General features: G+C 49.3%; 1 rRNA gene. It reads left to right on the top strand.

Annotated elements, in window-relative coordinates:
* A 23S ribosomal RNA gene (locus tag H6A61_RS15740) occupies window positions 1–223 on the top strand; the annotation flags it as partial.

Here is a 223-nt window from a genome sequence, read left to right as displayed (position 1 = left end):
ACGTAGTAAGGGGCTAACGCAGGGAACTGAAACATCTTAGTACCTGCAGGAAAAGAAAATAACAATGATTCCCCCAGTAGTGGCGAGCGAACGGGGAAGAGCCCAAACCGCTTGTGTTACGGCATAAGCGGGGTTGTAGGACCACAGCGTTGCAAGAAATCTTGTGAGAAGAACGATCTGGAAAGTTCGACCACAGACGGTGACAGTCCGGTATTCGAAACAA

The sequence above is a fragment of the Bacteroides caecigallinarum genome, assembly GCF_016901995.1.
Classification (GTDB): domain Bacteria; phylum Bacteroidota; class Bacteroidia; order Bacteroidales; family Bacteroidaceae; genus Phocaeicola; species Phocaeicola cellulolyticus.
The sequence above is the reverse complement of the archived record's forward strand: the minus strand, read 5'-3'. Positions and strand labels throughout refer to the sequence as shown.